The organism is Paraburkholderia sp. JPY465 (assembly GCF_050436725.1).
GTDB classification, from domain to species: Bacteria; Pseudomonadota; Gammaproteobacteria; order Burkholderiales; family Burkholderiaceae; genus Paraburkholderia; species Paraburkholderia youngii.
Genome location: NZ_JBNDMT010000003.1, coordinates 960,312 through 979,209, shown reverse-complemented (window position 1 = coordinate 979,209; position 18,898 = coordinate 960,312). Strand labels below are relative to the sequence as shown.

The following is an 18,898-nucleotide window of genomic DNA, read 5'->3' as shown; positions in this document are numbered from 1 at the left end:
TTATTTAGAAAAGCGAGACAAGAGGAGTCAGAATTGCGGTGATCGCGCTATAGCCGAGCGTAACGAGTGGCCTCAACCAGAAACGCGTGAGCGTGCCCGTCATCACGAGCGCCATCACGATGAAAAAGCCGTACGGCTCGAGCCGCGACAACGCGATCGATTGCTTCGGCGGCAACAGGGCCATCACCACACGACCGCCATCGAGCGGCGGCAGCGGAAACAGGTTCAGCACGCCGAGCACGAGATTGACGCCGACGCCCGCGCCCGCCATACGTGTAAAAAACGGTTCGTTGACATTGAGCACCGCCAGCACGATGCCGAATACGCCCCAGAGCAGAGCCTGGACAAAGTTGCATACCGGCCCGGCCGCCGCCACCCACAGGCTGCCCCAGCGCGGATTGCGCAGATTGCCGAACGCGACCGGCACCGGCTTCGCATAGCCGAACATGAACGCGCCGCTCGTCGCGAAGTACAGCAGCAACGGAATCGCGATCGTGCCGAGCGGATCGATATGCCGCATCGGGTTGAGCGACACGCGGCCGAGCACGTACGCGGTGTTGTCGCCGAGCCAGCGCGCGACGTAGCCGTGCGCGGCCTCGTGCAGCGTGATCGCGAAGATCACCGGCAGCGCGTACACCGCAATTGTCTGTATCAGGGAAGAATCCATAACTCGCTATTGTAACAATGCGCTCGCGCGTGTCTGTCCGCTTTCACTCGGGCCGCTCGGGCCGCTCACGCCGTTTCCTCGAGGCCGAACGGCTCGAGCGGGCCGCGCCCTGCCCGCACCAGGACCGGCTCGGAGCCGGTCAGATCGATCACGGTGGACGGCTCGCACACGCACGCGCCGCCGTCGATCACCAGATCGAGCTGCTTTTCGAGCCGCGCGCGAATTTCCTCTGGGTCGTTCAGCGGCTCCGTTTCGCCGGGCATGATCAGCGTCGTGCCGAGCAGTGGCTGGCCGAGCTCCTCGAGAATCGCGAGCGTAATCGCGTGATCCGGCACGCGCAGACCGATCGTCTTGCGCGACGGGTGCGACACGCGTCGCGGCACTTCCTTGGTGGCCTGCAGCACGAACACGTACGGACCCGGCGTCACCGATTTCAGCAGCCGATACTGCCAGTTGTCCACCATCGCAAAATTGGCGAGCTCCGACAGATCGCGCACGAGCAGCGACAGCAGCTGCTTTTCGTCCAGTCCACGAATACGCCGCAGGCGTTCGACCGCATCCTTGTCGTCGAGACGGCAGGCGAGCGCGTAGGTCGAATCGGTCGGCAAGGCGACCAGGCCGCCGTCGTTGATGATCTGCGCGGCCTGCTTGACGAGGCGCGGCTGCGGATTGTCGGGATGAAGCCGAAAGTATTGCGACATGGAGACTCACGATCGCGGCAGACGAACCGCGGCGGATGGGCTGCGGCGAGCAGAGCGGGTGCCGCATCCAGCCGGCCCGCGCGCGAGACGTGCCGTTCCGGCACAGCGCGCGGTCACAGCCAGCGTTCCCAGACGGGCTTCAGATCGGCGGGTAGCGGCGGCAGTGTGCCGAGTTCGATGCGGCCTTCGCCTGGCGCATGGAAGTCGGAACCGCGCGAGGCCTCGAAACCATAGCGACGCGCGACGTCCGCATATTCGCGGTATTGGTCGGGCGTGTGGCTGCCGGTCACGACCTCGATCGCCTTGCCGCCGAGGTCGATGAATTCGCCAAAGAATGCGTCGAATTCGAGTTGCGAATAGGCATAGCGACCCGGATGCGCGACGATCGCGACGCCGCCGGCGGCCTCGATCCAGCTGAGCGCGTCGGCGAGCTTGGCCCAGCGATGCGCAACGTAGCCCGGCTTGCCGTCGCCGAGATAGCGGTCGAACACTTCCTGGGTGTTTGTGCAGTGGCCGTGCTCGACCATGAAGCGCGCGAAATGCGTGCGCGACATCATGTCGGGATTCGACACGTAATGGAGCGCGCCTTCGTACGCGTCTGGAATGCCGAGCGTGGCCAGTTGCTCGCCGATTGCCTCGGCGCGCGCGGCGCGGCCGTCGCGGGTGCGGGCCAGACCGTCGATCAGGACCTGGTTGGTCGGATCGATGCCGAGTCCGACGATGTGCACGGTGCGCCCCGCCCACGTAACCGAAATCTCGACGCCGCTCAGGTAGTTCATGCCGAGCGCCTCGGCCGCGGTGCGCGCCTCTTGCTGGCCGCCCACTTCGTCGTGATCGGTGAGCGCCCACAGCGTCACGCCGTTCGCGTGCGCGCGGCGCGCGACGTCGGTCGGCGCGAACTGGCCGTCGGAAACGGTGGAATGGCAGTGAAGATCGGCGTTCATCGTGGTCCTGGAAGGGTTCTGCGGTCATTTTACTGCAATGCAGTAAGGGTCCGCAGGGGTATCTAGCGACGCCGGCTGCGCTTGTCCGTGTGCCGCAAGGTCAGGACCGGGCGGTGCCGAGACCAACGTCCGGGCGACCCGCGAGCGCCCTTTCAACCGTAGCCTCAGGCACGACGTCAGGCACAGAAACCCTCGATCAACGCGGCGACCTGCTCCGGCTGGTCGTGATGCACCATGTGCCCCGCACCATCGATGATCTTCTCGCGCCAATCGGCAAACGCGTGGAAACGCGTCTTGAATTCGTCGAGCGGCACGTCGCCGGCGATTCGCGCGAGCGTCGGCGAGCCGGCGGCCTCGACGTGCAGCACCTTCGCGCTGACCTTGCGCCATACCGCCATCACCTCGTCGAGACGATACAAGGTCGGGCCGCGGACCTTGTGCGCCGGGTCGGCGAGCAGCATGAAGCGCCCCTCGCCATCCGGCTTCGACCAGTGTTGCGCGAGAAACTGCGCGCGCCGCGGATCGAGGCGCGGATTGGTTTTGATCAGGCGCGCGGCGACCTCGTCGAGCGACGCGTAGCGCTTCAGCTGCGGTGGATCGCGCAATTCGTCGAGCCAGTTCAGCAGGCGCTTCGGCGCCTGCGCCGGATGCGAATGCGCGAGCCCGAAGCCTTCCAGATCGACCACGCGCCGCACCCGCTGCGGCCGCACGCCCGCGTACAGGCACACGATGTTCGCACCCAGGCTGTGACCGACGAGGTTCACCTCGCCGTCGGGCGCGTAGTGGTCGATCAACGCGTCGAGATCGCCGAGATAGTCCTGCACCCAGTAGCTGCCGCCGCCACGCTCGGCCACCGGCCAGTCGGACAGACCGAAGCCGCGCTGGTCCGGCGCGATCACCTGCCAGTCGCCGCCGAGCGCATCGACGACGAACTGGAACGACGCGCCGACGTCCATCCAGCCGTGCAGCATGAACAGTATCGGCGCGTCGGGACGGCCCCAGCGCCGCACGTGCAGCCGGACGCCATGCGCGGTAACGAACTCAGAGCGGGATGTATTCATCGGCGGCGCACTCGAAAAAAGAATGGTCGTTCGATTATAGGACGGGCGCCGCAACAGGTGGTAACGGATTATTAGGGTGACGCCCGGTCGTCCGTAGCCTGTGGGCCTTGCCGCGCATCCTGGCGTGCGAGCGCGGCGAGCTCGGCGTCGTCGAAACCAGCGTCGCGGCGTGCTTCGAAATTGAACGGGCCACGCAGTTTCGGCGCGTGATACCGGTCGGCCAGACGCAGATACGTTTGGTGCGGATCGAGGCCGTCCGCGCAGCACAGGTGCCGGAACCAGCGGTTGCCGATCAGCACGTGGCCGATTTCATCGCGCAGGATCACGTCGAGAATCGCCGCCGACGCGTGATCGCCGGCCTGCTGCAGACGCGCGCGGATCGGCGGCGACGCGTCGAGGCCACGCGCTTCGAGCGTCCGCGGCACGAGCGCCATGCGCGCGAGCACGTCGCCCCGAGTGCGCTCGCACATGTCCCACAGGCCGGCGTGCGCCGGGAAATCGCCGTATGCGTGGCCGTATTCGGCGAGACGCGCGGCGAGCAGCGAGTAGTGGTATGCCTCTTCGGCGGCGACCTTGAGCCAGTCGATATAGAACTCACCGGGCATGCCGGAGAAGCGCCAGACGGCGTCGAGCGCGAGATTGATCGCGTTGAACTCGATGTGCGCGAGCGCGTGGAGCAGCACCGCGCGCCCCTGCGGCGACTGCATGCTGCGTCGCCCGAGCTGGCGCGGCTCGACCAGTTCCGGCCGTTCGGGGCGGCCCGGCAGGCCGGCGGGCTCGGCGAGATCGAGGCCGGCGTCACAGAGCACGCGGCCATCGAGTACCGCAGCGTGCAGTTCGCGGGCCGCCGCGGCCTTTGCGGCCGGTTCCCGCTCGCACAACGCAGCGAGCGCGGCGCGGCGCGCGCACAGCGGCTCGTCGTGAGAAATCGATGCGGGAGAAGCGACGGAAACGGGCGAAGGGACGGACGTCATGACAAATGGATAGGCGATGAAAGCGTTGAAGCCCACGGAGAGAGGGCGCCCGGCCCGCACGCGAGCGGCTCAAGCACACAACCGATTACAATACCCGATTCGACCACCCGGCGCGCTTTAGGGCACGCCCGTCAGTTGGCGACGCAGAACCGCCAAACTCCTCGCACCGCGCCGGGCGCACGCCGCCCCGCCCATGCGAGGCAATCGATCAGACACCCATCGTGCACGGCATCGGAGCCGCCCCAAGGCCCGGCTCCGACCGACAAGGAGACATTGTGACGATTTACAAGCTGGGCGAAGCCGCCCCGATCATTCATGAAAGCGTGTTCGTCGCGGATTCGGCGAACATCATCGGCAACGTGACGCTCGAGGAGAACGCGAGCGTGTGGTTCGGTGCGACGCTGCGCGGCGACAATGAGCCGATCACGATCGGCGCCGGCAGCAACGTGCAGGAAAACGCGGTGCTGCACACCGACCCCGGCTATCCGCTGACGGTCGAGTCGAACGTGACGATCGGCCATCAGGCGATGCTGCACGGCTGCACGATCAAGGAAGGCGCGTTGATCGGAATTCAGGCGGTGGTCTTGAATGGCGCGGTGATCGGCCGCAACTGTCTGGTCGGAGCGGGTGCCATCGTCACCGAGGGCAAGGTGTTTCCCGACAATACGCTGATCCTCGGCGCGCCCGCGAAGGCGGTGCGCGAACTGACGGAAGCGGATATCGCCAACCTGCAGCGCGCCGCGGCAAGCTATGCCGGCCGGCGCGAGTATTTCAAGGCGCAGCTCGTACGCATCGGCTAGACGGCCGGCGCGCGGCGCGCAAAGGCGCGGCATCACGCCGCGTCATTCCAGCGAGGAAAAGTTGTGAGCGACCAGTTGCAAAAATTCATGTTCAGCGCGGCGCCGGTGCGCGGCGAGATCGTTTCCCTGCGCAATACCTGGCAGGACGTGCTGACGCGCCGCGATTATCCGGCGCCCGTGCGAACGATTCTCGGCGAAATGATGGCCGCGTGCGCGCTGCTGTCGGCGAACCTGAAGTTCGACGGCACCCTCGTCATGCAGATTTTCGGCGACGGCCCGATCAAGATGCTGGTCGTGCAGTGCAGCTCGAACCTGACGATGCGCGCCACCGCGAAGCTGTCCGGCGAAGCCGCCCATACGATCGACGACTCGACCTCGCTGATCGACCTGGTGAACGCGAGCGGCCACGGCCGCTGCGTGATCACGCTCGACCCGACCGACAAGCAGCCCGGCCAGCAGCCGTACCAGAGTATCGTGCCGCTTTCGGGCGCGAATGGACCGCTGAAGTCGATCGCCGAAGTGCTCGAGCACTACATGCACCACTCCGAACAGCTCGACACGCGCATGTGGCTCGCGGCAAACACCGAGCGCGCGGTCGGCATGCTGCTTCAAAAGCTGCCGGGCGATGGCGGCATCGTCCCGCATCCGGGCGAGCTCGACGCGGATACGTGGGAGCGCGTGTGCACGCTCGGCGGCACACTGTCACAGGACGAATTGCTGAAGGAAGAACCGGAGACGGTGTTCCGGCGCCTGTTCTGGCAGGAAAACGTCCAGCATTTCGAGCCGGTCACCGCGCGCTTCGAATGCACGTGCTCGCGCGAAAAAGTCGCCGCGATGCTGAAGATGCTCGGCCGCGATGAAGTCGACGGCGTGATCGAAGAACGCGGCCACGTCGAGATTCACTGCGAGTTTTGCAATCAGCGCTACGAGTTCGACCCAGTCGACGTCGCGCAACTTTTCGTCGCCGGCGGACTCTCACAAGGCGTGACGCCGGCGGCCGCGCAGCGGCACTAAACCCGCGCTTTCGCTGAAGCGGAGTGCGTGCCCACGAAGTGATCGCGCATTACGACGGAAGTCCTGACCGCGCCGCCCCATGCCTCGTCACGGCTCGGGCGGCGCGTTGCATTTGAGCGCCGCGTTGATACATTGGAAGGATGCGTCACCGCGTGTTGGAAGACGCCTGCTCGAGCCTCGGACCTCGGACCGATGGAGATTCGACCATGAAGCACACGCTTTCGTTGATCCTGGCCGTCCTCACGGGCTGCGCGGCGCTGACCGCCTGCTCGATCGATCCGCCGGGCCCTGCGCCGATTCTGAGCCGACTGCCGCCCGACCAGGCGGAGGCCATCAGCCATACACAGACGCTGACACCGGAGGAACGCGCGCGCTACGACGCGATCGAGCAACAGGTCATGTTCGAACAGAATCAGGCGATCGCCACGGACGCCGCCGCGCAAGCCTGGTCCCGCTATTACTCGCGCTCGCCGCCCGTAAGGTTTTCCTTGGGCTTCTCGAGCGGCGGCTGGGGACGTGGCTGGGGGACTGGGGTCGGGGTCGGGTTCGGGCCGTATTGGGGGTGGTAGCAGCGAATCCTGCAGCCCAATAAACAAAAAGCGCGGTTCATGATGAACCGCGCTTTTTTTGCGCCCTTCGTGCAAGGTGGATTCGAGATATCGAACCTCAGTGCGCCGGCTTCTTCTCCTTTGCAGCCGCCGCCTTCCCGCCATGCTTGCGATCCGGCTTCGCACGCGACTCCGGATTCGGCACCACGTGTAGCGGCGCGGCCGACACCTCGCCGCGGGTCGACGTATCCACCGACGGCGTGTTCGCCAACGGCAGCGGCTGGTTCGGCGACACGAATTGCACGAACACTTCGCCGTCCTTGACCATGCCCATTTCGTAGCGCGCGCGCTCTTCGACCGCGGCGGTGCCGTTCTGCAGATCCTGCACTTCGCCCTGGATGCGCTCGTTGCGCAGCTTCGCGTCGGCATTCTTCTGCAATTGCTGCGCGAGTTGGCCCTGCAACTCATGCACGCGCAGCCAGCCGCCGTGCCCCCACCAGAGCGGGTACTGGATTAACGCCAGCAGAACGATCAGGACAGCAGTGACAAGCCGCATGAAGTAAGCACAATAAATACGCGCCGCCCTGCGCTATACGCAGGGCGGCGAGGTCAATCAGAAACGAAGGATAACCGGCTCATCGATCGGCGGGAACAATCTGGCGAATACGCTTAGCGCAGATTGTAGAACGCCGACTTGCCCGGGTAGCTCGCGATATCGCCGAGATCTTCCTCGATACGCAGCAGCTGGTTGTACTTCGAGATGCGATCCGAACGCGACAGCGAGCCGGTCTTGATCTGGCCGGCGTTTAGACCGACGGCGATGTCCGCGATCGTCGAGTCTTCGGTTTCGCCCGAGCGGTGCGAAATCACGGCCGTGTAGCCCGCGCGCTTGGCCATTTCGATCGCTGCGAAGGTTTCCGTCAGCGTGCCGATCTGGTTGATCTTGATCAGGATCGAGTTAGCGATGCCCTTCTCGATGCCTTCCTTCAGGATGCGCGTGTTCGTGACGAACAGGTCGTCGCCGACCAGCTGGACCTTGTCGCCGAGCTTGTCGGTCAGGATCTTCCAGCCTTCCCAGTCGCCTTCGTGCATGCCGTCTTCGATCGACACGATCGGGAACTTGTCGGCGAGGTTCGCGAGGTAATCCGCGAATTCCGTCGACGACAGCTGCAGGCCTTCGCCCGCGAGCTGGTACTTGCCGTCATGGTAGAACTCGCTGGCCGCGCAGTCGAGTGCGAGCAGCACGTCTTCACCGGCGCGATAGCCTGCTTTCTCGATGGCTTGCAAAATGGTGGACAGGCATTCCTCGTTGCTGCCGAAGTTCGGCGCGAAGCCGCCTTCGTCGCCGACTGCCGTGCTCATGCCGCGATCCGACAGGATCTTCTTCAGCGCGTGGAACACTTCGGCGCCGCAGCGCAGCGCCTCGCGGAAGCTCGGTTGGCTGACCGGAACGATCATGAATTCCTGGATGTCCAGGCTGTTGTTCGCGTGCGCGCCGCCGTTGACGATGTTCATCATCGGCACCGGCAGTTGCATCGCGCCCGAACCGCCGAAGTAGCGATACAGCGGCAGGCCGGCTTCTTCAGCGGCGGCTTTCGCGACGGCCATCGACACGGCCAGCATCGCGTTCGCGCCGAGGCGCGACTTGTTGTCGGTGCCGTCGAGCTCGAGCAGAGTCTTGTCGAGGAACGCCTGCTCGGAAGCGTCGAGACCCATGATCGCTTCGGAGATTTCAGTGTTGATGTGCTCGACGGCCTTCAGCACGCCCTTGCCGCCGTACCGGCCGGCTTCGCCGTCGCGCAGTTCGATCGCTTCGCGCGAGCCGGTCGACGCGCCCGACGGCACGGCTGCGCGGCCCATCGTGCCCGACTCGAGCAGCACGTCGCATTCGACGGTGGGGTTGCCTCGCGAATCGAGAATCTCTCGACCGATGATGTCTACGATAGCACTCATGGTTTCCTCAAAGGATGACGTTGAATTCTTTACTCTGACACTGTATCGCGCTGCCGATCCGGAGTTGGTGCCTTAGCGCCTACTCCGGTCCCATGCAAGGCAACTGCCGGCCTCCCCGACAGACAACTCGCGCGCCGATACGTTCGACGACCATTATGCGAAAACGCCGCGGGTCATTATCGAGAGCAATCGTGACACGCGGCGCACACCTGAATCAGTTGAAGTCGCTTTCGAGGAACGGGCCGCGCTTGACGGCCTGGTCGAGTGTGACGAGCGTCTCGAGCAGGTCGGCCATGCGATTGAGCGGCACCGCATTGGGCCCGTCCGACTTCGCTTGCGCCGGATTCGGGTGCGTTTCCATGAACAGGCCCGCGACGCCGACCGCCACCGCGGCACGCGCGAGCACCGGCACGAATTCGCGCTGACCGCCCGAGCTCGTGCCCTGACCGCCCGGCAACTGCACCGAGTGCGTCGCGTCGAACACGACCGGCGCGTTGGTCTCGCGCATGATCGCGAGCGAACGCATGTCCGACACGAGGTTGTTATAGCCGAACGATACGCCGCGCTCGCACGCCATGAAGCGGTCTTCCGACAGACCCGCTTCACGCGCGGCGTCGCGCGCCTTGTCGATCACGTTCTTCATGTCGTGCGGCGCGAGAAACTGCCCCTTCTTGATGTTGACCGGCTTGCCCGAGCGCGCGCACGCGTGGATGAAGTCGGTCTGACGGCACAGGAACGCGGGCGTTTGCAGCACGTCGACGACCGACGCGACCTGCTCGATCTCGTGCTCGGCGTGCACGTCGGTCAGCACCGGCAGGCCGAGCTGGCGCTTCACTTCCGACAGGATGCGCAGACCTTCGTCCATGCCCAGACCGCGAAACGACTTGCCGCTGCTGCGATTGGCCTTGTCGTACGACGACTTGTAGATGAACGGAATGTTCAGCTTCGCGCAGATTTCCTTCAGGCGGCCGGCCGTGTCGATCGTCATCTGTTCGGATTCGACGACACAGGTACCGGCGATCAGGAAAAACGGCTTGTCGAGCCCGATTTCGAAATCGCCCAGTTTCATGCTTTCTCCTCGACCCTCGACTGCTGATGCGCGAGCGCCGCTTCGACGAACGACTTGAACAGCGGATGACCGTCACGCGGCGTGGACGTGAATTCCGGGTGGAATTGCACGCCGACGAACCACGGGTGCATGCTGCGCGGCAGCTCCATCATTTCCGGCAGATCCTCGCTCGGGGTACGGGCGCTAATGATGAGGCCACCGCCTTCGAGCTGGGGCACGAAACGGTTATTCACCTCATAACGGTGACGATGACGCTCGTTCACATCCGTGCCGTAGATCTCTTCGGCGAGCGTGCCGGGCTTGATCGGGCAACGCTGCGAACCCAGACGCATCGTGCCGCCGAGGTCCGACTCTTCGGTGCGCTTCTCGACGCGGCCTTCGCGGTCGTACCACTCGGTGATCAGCGCGACCACGCGGTTCTTCGTTTCCTGATCGAACTCGGTGCTGTTCGCGTCCTTCAGGCCGACCACGTCACGCGCGAATTCGATCACCGCGAGCTGCATGCCGAGGCAGATGCCGAGATACGGCACCTTCGCTTCGCGTGCGTAGCGGATCGCAGCGATCTTGCCTTCGGTGCCGCGACGGCCGAAGCCGCCCGGCACGAGCACCGCGTCGAGATGCTTGAGGCTTTCGACGCCTTGCGTTTCTATCTCTTCGGAGTCGATGTACTCGATATTCACACGCGTCGACGTATGCATCGACGCATGGCGCAGCGCTTCGATCAGCGACTTGTACGACTCGGTCAGATCGACGTACTTGCCGACCATGCCGATCGTCACTTCGTGCTTCGGGTTCTGCAGCTTGTCGACGAGGTCCGACCACATGGAGAGATCGGCCGCCTTCGGCGTGAGCTTCAGCTCTTCGCAGATGATCGCGTCGAGACCCTGGTCGTGCAGCATCTGCGGAATCTTGTAGATGCTGTCCGCGTCCCAAACGGAAATCACCGCGTCTTCGGGCACGTTCGAGAACAGCGAGATTTTCGCGCGCTCGTCGTCCGGAATGCGGCGGTCGGCGCGGCACAGCAGCACGTGCGGCGAGATGCCGATTTCGCGCAGCTTCTGCACGCTGTGCTGGGTAGGCTTGGTTTTGAGCTCGCCGGCCGTGGCCACCCAGGGCACCAGCGTGAGGTGCACGAAGCACGCGCTGTTGCGGCCGAGGCGCAGGCTCATCTGACGCGCCGCTTCGAGGAACGGCAGCGATTCGATGTCACCCACCGTGCCACCCACTTCGACGATCGCGACATCCGGCTCGCCGCACGTCGCAGAAGCTGCGCCGCGTTCGACGAATGCCTGGATTTCGTTGGTGATGTGCGGAATGACCTGCACGGTCTTGCCGAGATAATCGCCGCGGCGTTCCTTGCGGATAACCGATTCGTAAATCTGGCCCGTGGTGAAGTTGTTGGCCTTGCGCATCTTCGTGCTGATGAAGCGCTCGTAGTGGCCGAGGTCGAGGTCGGTTTCCGCTCCGTCTTCCGTCACGAACACTTCGCCGTGCTGAAACGGGCTCATCGTGCCGGGGTCGACGTTGATGTAGGGATCGAGTTTGAGGAGGGTGACTTTAAGACCGCGCGATTCGAGGATCGCGGCGAGGGAAGCGGCGGCAATACCCTTGCCGAGGGAAGATACTACGCCGCCGGTGACGAAAACATATTTGGTCATCGCTGGATGCTCGCGGGAAAAACGGATTATACCGTAAAGGATGGTCCCGACCCAGCAAAAAACGACCGCCCCGCCGCGTGCCGATGCCGCGTCGGGCGGCAGCCGGCGCAGCAGTTTGGGGCCCGCTTCGTGCGCGCAGTGCGTCAGGCGGTTCGATCCAGCTCGCGCAACATGCGTTGCACCGCGCGCGCGGTTTCGATCGGCTTTTCCATCGGATACAGATGGCTGCCCTCGATCCACTCGACGTGACCGCCGGTCGCACGCCGCGTCGCGTCGAGACCGACCTGGCGAATTTCCTTCGAGTGCGTGCCGGCGATGAACCCGACCGGCACCGCCGCGCCGCGCGCGAGCCGCGCGCCGAGCGTATGCGGCAAAGTTCGGTAGATCTGGTATTCGGTGCGACGATCGAACGCGAGCAAGCGGGTGCCGTCGGGCGAACTCTGCGGAATGCCGAAGTCGATGTAGTCGGACAGCATGCGCTCGTCCCAGCGCGCGAACGCGGGTTTCGAATGGAAGTGCCGCCAGGCTTCGTCGCGGCTCGCCCATTGCGTGCGGCGCTTGCGCGTCGCGGCGGCGGGCGACAGCCGCTCGTCGAGCCCGGTCCATTGCGACACGCGCAGCATGCTGCTGCGCCAGCCGGCGATCACCGGCGAGTCGAGCATCACGACGCCCCTCACCCACTGCGGCTTTTTCAGCGCCGCCATCACCGACAGATAACCGCCGAGCGAATGCCCGACGAGCCACACCGGCTGCTCGTACCTGCGCGCGATATCGTCGAGCAGTTGCTCGACCAGATGGGGCCAGTCCTGCGTGACCGGAAAGCGCGGATCATGACCGATCCGCTCGATTGAGCGCACCTCGTAGTCGTCGGAGAGTTCGGCGAAGATGGTCCGGTAAGTCGAGGCCGGAAAGCCGTTCGCGTGCGAGAAATGGATGATGTTTTTCAACTGCGGCAATCTCCGTGGTGTTTTTTACGCGCGGGCGGGTGCTTCGCCTGTGCCGCTGCTTATACCGCTGCTTGCGCCGGTTGTCTGCGCCGTTGCGCTCATTGAGCGGCGACGCGCTCAGGGCTCCATCCAGTAGCGGCGCTGCGTGTCGCGATAGCGCTCGAGCGTGAGCGCGGCGCCCTCCTCAGCGCGCGCGCGCGGATCGACGTCGACCCTGACGGCGCCATCGCGATCGCTGCGCGCGAGCTCGATATGACGCGCTACATAGCGCGCGAACACGCCCGCGTTCGGATGATGAAAACGATTCTCGTAGCCTACCTGAAATAACGCGATGGACGGATCGATAGAGTCGAGGAACGGTTCGGTCGACGAGGTTTTGCTGCCATGATGCGGCACTACCAATACTTGCGCGCGTAACATCTCGCGATCGCGTGCGAGCAGCGCGCGCTCGGTCGGCGCTTCGATGTCGGCGGTCAGCAGGGCCGCGAAACGCGGCGCGTTCGCACTGACCGACGCCGCCTGACCTGCGTTGGTGGCGGGCAACGTGCTGACCCTCAACGCGCAGCAATGCTCGTTCGCCTTGCCGGTGAGCGCCCCGGCGTCCGGCCACAATACCGCGAATTCGACACCGTCCCACTGCCAGCGCTGCCCCGCCACACACGGCAGCGTCTGCGCGCCATGCTGTTTTGCCTTCGGCCACAGCGGATTGTCCGGCCTCAGTCCGGCCACCAGCTGACCCACCTCGATCGCGTCGAGCACTGCCGGCGCGCCACCCGAATGATCCGAATCGTCGTGGCTGATCATCAGCGTATCGAGCATCGTCACACCTTGCGCCTGCAGGAACGGCACCACCACTCGCTCGCCAGCATGCGTCGATTCCGGGCCGGGGCCGGCATCGAACAGCAACGCGTGATGCGCGGTCTGCACGAGCACCGACGTGCCCTGCCCGACATCGAGCGCAGTCAGACGGAACGCACCCGATGGCTCGGCGAGCGCGCCGTTTGCGCCAGGCATCAGCAGCGGCAGCCACGTCAGCGGCGCCGCCCAGCGCAGCGGCCAGCCACGCGGCGCGAGACACCACAGCACACCGAGCGCCGCCGCGGCGAGCGGCCACGCATGCGGCTGCGGCAACCACCACAGCGTCCAGCGCGGTCCCGACACCAGTTGCAGGCCTGCCGCGAGGCCATCGAGCAGCGCGTGCGCGGCGTGCCACGCGAACGCGTCGAGCGGCGCGGGCAATGCGACGCCCGCGAGCACCGCCGGCGTGACGAGCGCGCTCACCCACGGAATCGCGAACGCGTTCGCGAGCGGACCGACGAGCGGAATCTGCGCGAACCAGTAGGCGGTCAGCGGCGCAAGCGCGACCGTCACCGCGAATTGCACGTGCGCGGCGCTGCGCAAGCGTTCGGCGAGAGCGCGCAGATGCAGGATCAACACCGGACGCAGCGCCAGCCACCTGGCTTGCGCCGCGCCGCCCTCCCCGTCTTCATGCTGACGTGACGCCTGCGGACCCCGCACGCGCGGCCGCCCCGACAACGCGAACAGGATCGCGCCGACCGCGCCGAACGACAGCCAGAATCCCGCCGACACGACCGCCCACGGATCGATCAGCAACACGAGCCCGAGCGCCCACGCGAGCACCGTTGAACGCGCCAGCTGCCGGCCGCCGACGAACGCCAGCGCGACGAGCGCGGCCATCCACAGCGCGCGTTGCGCCGGCACGTTGAAGCCCGCGAGCGCGGCATGCAGCGCAGCGAAGAGCGCCCCGGCCGTCACGCCGACGAGCTGCGCGGGCAAGCGCAGCGGCCAGTTGCGGCCGAGCCAGCCCGAGCGTCGCCAGATTGCTGCCGCGAGCCAGCCGGTCAGCCCCGCGACCAAGCCGATATGCAAGCCCGAAATCGCGATAATGTGGTGTAGAACACACATGAACCTTCATGTCCTTCCGCAATGCTGCTTATTGAACGGGCTGCGCTCTCTTCTCCGGTTGCTTTCCGGTAAAATTTAATATCCTGACGAAAGCGGCGCGGTAAATGCGATTACTCGAAGACGTTGTCACCCTTCTGAGCGACAAGGATGGTTCGCTGACGGATGCGCTCCTAAAGACGAAGGTGTTGATGCACCGGATCGGACACAAGGAGCTTGCTGAATGGGTGAACGACGAGTTGAATGGCTACACGACCGATAGAGTAGTCCCGGACTATCGAGTCATCCCGATACGTCTTCACGGTGACGTTTCCAACATCGCTTGGCGCTACCCTGCAACACAGTTACCCACGGCGCATCTTGAAAAAGACGTGCGGGAAAGATTCCGCATCGAGAAACTACGTCAATCAGTTCAGGTGTTAGAACAACTGTCGGCAGGAACGGACTCTTTGATGAGACCGGTCCAACCAGAGTTCTATGCGCTTCTCGCCAAGGGTGGGATTGACCCAAGTTTTCATATAGATAGGGCGTGGGTCCAGTTCGAACCCACGCAAATCGTAAATGTGCTCATTGAAGTTCGGTCCCGGTTGCTGGATTTCGCGCTCAATCTGCAAGGGGAACTTGGTGACGTGACGGACGACGAGATGAAGGAAGCAGCGAAGGGTATCGACGCTCCGGGAATGTTCGCTTCTGCCGTTTTCGGCGACAACGCGACGTTTGTTTTTGGGAACAACAACGAAACCACCATCACAAACGCCGTGACCAAGGGTGACTTCGCTGCACTGGCGAGAGCCTTCAAGGAAACGGGCGTCAGCGAGACTGACGTGGACGAACTGAAAGCCGCCATAGACGATGATGATCCGAAGGCCGTAGCTGAGACGATGCAATTCGGCCCGAAGGTCAAGTCGTGGATGACCAAAATGACCGCGAAAGCGATTGACGGTGCATGGGCGATTGGGATTGGCGCTGGTGGAAATCTATTGGCCGATGTCCTTGGCCGATATTACGGCATCAAGTGAGATTCGAAGACGACGCTGAAATATCCGTACTGCCTTCCAAACAATGGCGCAAACATGACTACTTTCAAAATCTTCGATGTATCAATTAACGAACAATTTGGGATTGGCGGTGGTGAAAATGATAAACCAGAAGCGTTCTCATTTATCGTCGGAAAGGTGAAGGTTTCGGATGGTGATTTTGACTTTTTGGAAAATACGCCGCTCGGGTCACTTTCCGGGCGGCTAATGATCTACGCCGACGACGATGATAATCCGGTGTCGGAGTCAGTTGGGATAATCAGGTATTTGGAATTTGGTGAATTTACGAAATTCGAAATAAAGTTTGCGCTCCCACATGTTCAGTATGAACGCCTTCTGTTGCTTGGGGCAAGGGGACGTTTTCCGAACAGTTTGGATGTTGAAATCAAGGGGGCCGATTCTCCAATCCTTAAAAGCGACGTATTTAAACATAGACTTTTACGGGGCGTCGTGCTATCCACCGCATTGGTAGATAGTGAAATCGACCCACATTTATATTTGTAAAGCCGTACATTGTTTTTGGTGACGTTTATTCCGTACCAATCCGTGTAAGTCCGCGTTCGTGCATCAATTGATGGAGATTAACGATAAGGTTTGCCATTTCGTCAATATATTCATTTAGTGCATTTCGCTCGATGCATATATGATCTCCAAAAAATTGCCAGTTTCCAATGCCGATCCCGCGAAGACGCTTTACATACTCTGGTAACGTCTTTTTGTGTTTATATGTATCTACGATACCTGCACTGTGCGTAATACAGTTGCGAACAAAAATCAATGCTTCGTAATCGTCAATCGTTGATTCGACGGAAAGCCCTGTCCGGGAAACAAGTTCGCGCATAATTTCGACTGTGCGATTGCTTTCACATTCCTTTTTATTTCTCTTTGCCACGACACGTTCCGTGGCATTTTTATTCAGAATTTCGACCGACCACTCAACGGATGTGGTGAGCGCAAGTAGTGCGCCATAGCGGACACGCAATGGCAAGCTCACCTTGAATCTATAATTGGCATTCTCTTCTAAGTGGTCGCGGTAGCCAGCCGGGAACCCTTTGAAATCTTTTTGAGAAATCGCATGTAACTCGCGCTGAAATTGCAGATCGATGTTGCACTCTGATGATTCAAGAAAATCTTTTACGTCACCAATCATAAATCGAAAGTCAAAAGCATATAATGGTGTTCTAAGGAATTTTTCCGGATCGAATTTCTTCATTGGCCGTTCCACCTGTCTGTTTTGCTGCCTTGCGTCGGAAAGGCGTCAATCGAAGGGTATATGGTTATGCAATCACGTTGCAACTCCAATGGTGATGAAGGCATTGCAACGGCGACATACCAATGATGGTGACGTAGCACTGACGGTGACGTACCACTGACGGTGACGTACCACTGACGGTGACGTACCACTGACGGTGACGTACCACTGACGGTTACATACTGTTTCGTTAATGCCACCCGCTGACAACAGTCAACAGCCACAATACAAACCATCACTGATCGTTGGCGGTTGTGCAGTGGTCAGCGCGGTGGTGCTGGCGAGACGTTGCGAGTGAAGCACTGTTACCACTGACGCTGACTGTTGCCAGTGACGGCGATAGTGTTAGACCCGCCGACGCCGGTGATACGCATATCACGCGCTGAATCCAGTGTTACCCCATGAACTAAAATAAATCTTCGGCGGCAGCCGCATGTTTCTAGGCTGCGCTCTGATGGGGTCGCCTACGGAGACAGAAAATGAAAGATAACGCGTCGCTGGTCCTTTCCCTAATCTCGTTCTTTTGGTCGGCTTTTACCTATCTTTTAACCCGGCGTGACACCGCCCGCAAGGCGGTTTTGGACCGCAAACCTGCGTTGGTCTTTGTGTATGACGGAGCGGTCGGCTGGATACTTCGAAATGTCGGCAGTGGTCCCGCGCTGAACATTGTTGTTGCGCAAAAACTGACGCGAACGACCAAAGAATGGTGCAATCCGGTTCGCGTACCGCCACTTTCGAAGGACGGCAAGTTCGACCTAGAGTGGTTGCAGCATGTGAATACGACAGGATTAGGCGCTACGTACACCGACAGTGCAAACATCCCATATTCGTCAACTTGCGGCAAAGACCTAAACGTGACGCACGAAGGTGCTGTCTTCGGCCCATTCGAAGAAAGCATCATCAAAGCTCACTGGGATAATCCATCCCGCGTGGAGTAGCGTCCGCTTATTTATGGACAGCCAGCCGTCACTTTCCGCTGGTTTCGTAAAGGTATGCCCCAACGGAACTACACGCACAGCGGTTCGTTATATGTGTTGACATAACCCATATCGAACCGATATTATGCGAACCACCCTAATCAGACCGGATGGGCCACACATGTACGTTCGCGGATACCTTCGTGCATCAACTAAAGAGCAAGACGCGTCACGCGCCAAGAACGAACTGATTGCATTTGCGAAGGAACGTGGACTGAACATCGTTTCGTTTTACGTGGAGAATGAATCGGGGGCTTCACTTCAACGACCCGAACTTTTCCGTCTACTGAGTGACTGCCACGAAGGCGACGTATTGTTGGTCGAACAGGTGGATCGGCTGTCTCGCCTGAACGCGGACGACTGGAACCGATTAAAGGCAGAACTTCAATCCCGGCGTGTGCGTGTCGTTGCGCTTGATCTTCCCACTTCTTGGGTGATGACCAGTCAGTCCGACGACGTCACCGGTCGAATGATGGACGCGTTGAACTCAATGATGCTGGACATGCTGGCTGCGATTGCCCGGAAAGATTACGAAGATCGGCGTCGTCGCCAAGCGCAAGGGATCGAGAAGTTGAAGGCGGCAGGTGGCTATCGCGGTCGGAAGCCGGATGACCAACGGAACGCCGCCATCATAGCTATGTTGAAGAACGGTCAAAGCTGGAACAGCATCATTGCCGCGACCGGCTGTTCCCGTTCGACGTTGTCCCGGCTGGGCCAGAAGATGAAGGGCGTCGGCGAGATCAACCAAGTAGTTGATCGATAACGAACGTCAACCGACCAAAGGTGGGATTTGTCCAGCTTGCCGCCACCTGACAATCACGTCGAACTGCGGCTAAAACGGAGAGTGTCATGAATGACATTTCGCGCCTTTCCATTCCGGTCCGTGGCGACGGTCGGACAATTGACGAAGCTGACCTTCGAAGGTCGTCGTTCGATCTCTGGTTTTTTCCGCGCACATATCTCGCCCGCAAGGTGCCGTTGCGTGTACGTGTCGAAGTCTCGAACGACAGCACCGACGCATCTGACGTAGGCGGCTGGTTCGAAGACACGGAAGGCCAACACATCTGCAAGTACGTGGCGCTTGTTTCCGATAATGCAGGTTGCCCCACCGACAGCGACGATCTGTATCGAGCGATCCATGCGGCGTTTATCGCCAACGCTGACGGCCTTCGCTACATCGGATTCTTCCGCTGCGGTCGGCCACCCTATGCGCCGCTGTTCGCCCTTGGAATGCTCTACACCAAGTACGGGCGCGGCCTGTACCGAGATGGTGAGTATTTGCCGATACCTTGGCCTGCGCTGACCACGCGTAGCTCGTTCGTGCGGCGCTGATCGAGTTGTGTGATCGCAAAAAGCGTTCAACTATCAAGGAG

At 61.8% G+C, this 18,898-nt stretch carries 19 protein-coding genes and 1 pseudogene; 8 read left to right on the top strand and 12 right to left on the bottom strand.

Annotated features, from left to right (window positions below):
- Positions 1-4: 4 nt before the first annotated feature.
- The 5 genes from QFZ94_RS19115 to QFZ94_RS19095 all read right to left on the bottom strand — a co-directional run bounded on the left by QFZ94_RS19115 (position 5) and on the right by QFZ94_RS19095 (position 4,347).
- On the bottom strand, positions 5-667 hold the full coding sequence (locus QFZ94_RS19115) for a site-2 protease family protein (RefSeq protein ID WP_410847902.1): 663 nt from the start codon (positions 665-667) through the stop codon (positions 5-7).
- Positions 668-732: 65 nt separating this feature from the next.
- Entirely contained in the window at positions 733-1,368 is a 636-nt protein-coding gene (locus tag QFZ94_RS19110) for an L-threonylcarbamoyladenylate synthase (RefSeq protein ID WP_368586061.1), read from the bottom strand.
- 113 nt (positions 1,369-1,481) lie between these two features.
- Entirely contained in the window at positions 1,482-2,312 is an 831-nt protein-coding gene (locus QFZ94_RS19105; protein WP_368586060.1) for a 3',5'-nucleoside bisphosphate phosphatase, read from the bottom strand.
- Between the two features lie 176 nt (positions 2,313-2,488).
- Positions 2,489-3,373 carry an alpha/beta fold hydrolase gene (locus QFZ94_RS19100; protein ID WP_429458799.1) on the bottom strand — a complete coding sequence of 295 codons (885 nt, stop codon included), beginning with the start codon at positions 3,371-3,373 and terminating at the stop codon, positions 2,489-2,491.
- A 71-nt stretch (positions 3,374-3,444) separates the two neighbouring features.
- Complete coding sequence (locus QFZ94_RS19095; protein WP_429458797.1) at positions 3,445-4,347, bottom strand: ferritin-like domain-containing protein; 903 nt, start codon at positions 4,345-4,347, stop codon at positions 3,445-3,447.
- A 275-nt stretch (positions 4,348-4,622) separates the two neighbouring features.
- Here QFZ94_RS19095 and QFZ94_RS19090 point away from each other — a divergent pair, with 275 nt between their 5' ends.
- The 3 genes from QFZ94_RS19090 (at position 4,623) to QFZ94_RS19080 (ending at position 6,730) form a co-directional block, all read left to right on the top strand.
- Complete coding sequence (locus tag QFZ94_RS19090; protein WP_368586057.1) at positions 4,623-5,147, top strand: gamma carbonic anhydrase family protein; 525 nt, start codon at positions 4,623-4,625, stop codon at positions 5,145-5,147.
- Positions 5,148-5,210: 63 nt separating this feature from the next.
- Positions 5,211-6,161 (top strand): Hsp33 family molecular chaperone HslO, encoded by a 951-nt coding sequence (gene hslO, locus QFZ94_RS19085; RefSeq protein ID WP_368586056.1) that lies wholly within the window; start codon positions 5,211-5,213, stop codon positions 6,159-6,161.
- Positions 6,162-6,367: 206 nt separating this feature from the next.
- Positions 6,368-6,730 (top strand): hypothetical protein, encoded by a 363-nt coding sequence (locus QFZ94_RS19080; protein ID WP_368586055.1) that lies wholly within the window; start codon positions 6,368-6,370, stop codon positions 6,728-6,730.
- Positions 6,731-6,827: 97 nt separating this feature from the next.
- Here QFZ94_RS19080 and ftsB read toward each other — a convergent pair whose 3' ends face one another.
- The 6 genes and pseudogenes from ftsB to QFZ94_RS19050 form a co-directional block, all read right to left on the bottom strand.
- Positions 6,828-7,265 (bottom strand): cell division protein FtsB, encoded by a 438-nt coding sequence (gene ftsB, locus QFZ94_RS19075; RefSeq protein WP_368586054.1) that lies wholly within the window; start codon positions 7,263-7,265, stop codon positions 6,828-6,830.
- 113 nt (positions 7,266-7,378) lie between these two features.
- On the bottom strand, positions 7,379-8,662 hold the full coding sequence (gene eno, locus QFZ94_RS19070) for a phosphopyruvate hydratase (RefSeq protein ID WP_013089800.1): 1,284 nt from the start codon (positions 8,660-8,662) through the stop codon (positions 7,379-7,381).
- Positions 8,663-8,876: 214 nt separating this feature from the next.
- Positions 8,877-9,731, bottom strand: a complete 855-nt coding sequence (gene kdsA / locus QFZ94_RS19065; RefSeq protein ID WP_013089801.1) for a 3-deoxy-8-phosphooctulonate synthase — start codon at positions 9,729-9,731, stop codon at positions 8,877-8,879.
- Positions 9,728-11,389: a CTP synthase gene (locus QFZ94_RS19060; protein WP_368586053.1), complete on the bottom strand. Its 1,662-nt coding sequence runs from the start codon at positions 11,387-11,389 to the stop codon at positions 9,728-9,730. Before QFZ94_RS19060 ends, kdsA begins: the two co-directional genes overlap by 4 nt.
- A gap of 143 nt (positions 11,390-11,532) precedes the next feature.
- On the bottom strand, positions 11,533-12,336 hold the full coding sequence (locus QFZ94_RS19055; RefSeq protein ID WP_429458793.1) for an alpha/beta fold hydrolase: 804 nt from the start codon (positions 12,334-12,336) through the stop codon (positions 11,533-11,535).
- A gap of 117 nt (positions 12,337-12,453) precedes the next feature.
- Positions 12,454-14,247: pseudogene (locus QFZ94_RS19050) on the bottom strand (DNA internalization-related competence protein ComEC/Rec2); the annotation flags it as partial.
- Positions 14,248-14,366: 119 nt separating this feature from the next.
- Between QFZ94_RS19050 and QFZ94_RS19045 the strand changes: the two are divergent.
- The gene (locus tag QFZ94_RS19045; RefSeq protein ID WP_429458791.1) at positions 14,367-15,278 is read left to right on the top strand and encodes a hypothetical protein; all 912 of its coding nucleotides are present in this window, start codon (positions 14,367-14,369) and stop codon (positions 15,276-15,278) included.
- Between the two features lie 54 nt (positions 15,279-15,332).
- Positions 15,333-15,800 carry a hypothetical protein gene (locus QFZ94_RS19040; protein WP_429458789.1) on the top strand — a complete coding sequence of 156 codons (468 nt, stop codon included), beginning with the start codon at positions 15,333-15,335 and terminating at the stop codon, positions 15,798-15,800.
- Positions 15,801-15,825: 25 nt separating this feature from the next.
- Here the strand turns inward: QFZ94_RS19040 and QFZ94_RS19035 are convergent, their stop codons facing one another.
- On the bottom strand, positions 15,826-16,509 hold the full coding sequence (locus QFZ94_RS19035; RefSeq protein ID WP_429458787.1) for a hypothetical protein: 684 nt from the start codon (positions 16,507-16,509) through the stop codon (positions 15,826-15,828).
- A gap of 518 nt (positions 16,510-17,027) precedes the next feature.
- Between QFZ94_RS19035 and QFZ94_RS19030 the strand changes: the two genes are divergently transcribed.
- The 3 genes from QFZ94_RS19030 to QFZ94_RS19020 all read left to right on the top strand — a co-directional run bounded on the left by QFZ94_RS19030 (position 17,028) and on the right by QFZ94_RS19020 (position 18,857).
- Positions 17,028-17,486, top strand: coding sequence for a hypothetical protein (locus QFZ94_RS19030; protein WP_429458785.1), 459 nt, complete (start codon positions 17,028-17,030; stop codon positions 17,484-17,486).
- 160 nt (positions 17,487-17,646) lie between these two features.
- On the top strand, positions 17,647-18,288 hold the full coding sequence (locus tag QFZ94_RS19025; RefSeq protein WP_429458783.1) for a recombinase family protein: 642 nt from the start codon (positions 17,647-17,649) through the stop codon (positions 18,286-18,288).
- A gap of 86 nt (positions 18,289-18,374) precedes the next feature.
- On the top strand, positions 18,375-18,857 hold the full coding sequence (locus QFZ94_RS19020) for a hypothetical protein (RefSeq protein ID WP_429458781.1): 483 nt from the start codon (positions 18,375-18,377) through the stop codon (positions 18,855-18,857).
- Positions 18,858-18,898: the final 41 nt, after the last annotated feature.